The sequence below is a fragment of the Rhizobium croatiense genome (assembly GCF_019793465.1).
Taxonomy (GTDB): Bacteria; Pseudomonadota; Alphaproteobacteria; order Rhizobiales; family Rhizobiaceae; genus Rhizobium; species Rhizobium croatiense.
In genome coordinates this window covers 1-1,049 of the sequence record NZ_JAILYJ010000050.1, presented here as the reverse complement: position 1 = coordinate 1,049, position 1,049 = coordinate 1, and the positions used below count along the sequence as shown (strand labels likewise).

The following is a 1,049-nucleotide window of genomic DNA, read 5'->3' as shown; positions in this document are numbered from 1 at the left end:
GCATCCTGATGACGAGACCCGTATCAACCAGTTCGCGGAAGCAGTCCGAAACTACGAAATTCTACCCGACGGTAGCGTCGGCCGAGGGGACGGAAGGGTTCCCGAGGCTACCGTCGAGAACAATTTATGGGTTCTTAGGGGGTTCGCTCGTTGGCTCCGAGCAGAGAACAGAGATTCGATGGCTTCTCGGCTTTTAAACGATCCAGATTCACTAGCCGTTGATATCGCGGATTATTTGGCAAGCGGTGGGGATGGTCGGAACCGTCTTAAGTCAGCACTGTCTCATTTCAGGAGGCTCGGACCTGAGGGGCAAGAACTCCAAGCCGTTGGACCTGGGCCGCGCCTGATGGGACGCCAGATACATGATCCTTATCCCGACGACGCCCGCGTCATTGATAGCTTGGCCAAGGAAGAGCTGAGTAAGTTCGGACCGGTCTCGACTTCCCGGAATAATACCAGTCACCAACGAAAGTTTAGCGCTTGGCTCAAAAGGGAGGGCAGGGAGAGCATAGTCAGCCGGCTCACCGGCAGTGATGAGCAGCAACAGTCGTTGAAGGAGGATTTTAGGGCCTTTACCAAGGAGGAAGGAAAAAAAGTGGTCGTGAGTTTCGATCGGCTGCGGCAGTATCTAGGCGCCGAGTCGCAGTTGAAACAGCATCATCCTTATCCCGACGACGCCCGCATCATTGATGACCTAGCCAAGGAAGCGCTGAGCAAGCTCGGATCGAACTCGACTTCCAAGAGGAATGTTGTCTGGAATATGGCCAGCAATCAACGAAAGTTTAGCGATTGGCTCCAAAGGGAGGGCAGGGAGAGCATAGTCAGCCGACTCACCGGTACTGATCAGCAGCGACAGTCGTTGAAAAAAGATTACCAAGACTTCACCGAAGACATGGGAAAAAAACTCAATATGTCTTTCAATCGGCTTCGGCAGTACCAGCAAGTCGTTGAGGCGAACGCAGCGTCGGGGTTGTCCCCTGAGCAGGCAAGTGGCCGGGAACCGGCCGGTCTGGACGGCCGTTCGGATTCACGTGCCGAGTTCAGATCAA

General features: G+C 54.5%; 1 pseudogene. It reads left to right on the top strand.

The annotated features are described in order from the left end of the window. Window positions 1–178: 178 nt before the first annotated feature. Window positions 179–1,049, top strand: a pseudogene (locus tag K6M89_RS30480) (Ulp1 family isopeptidase); the annotation flags it as partial.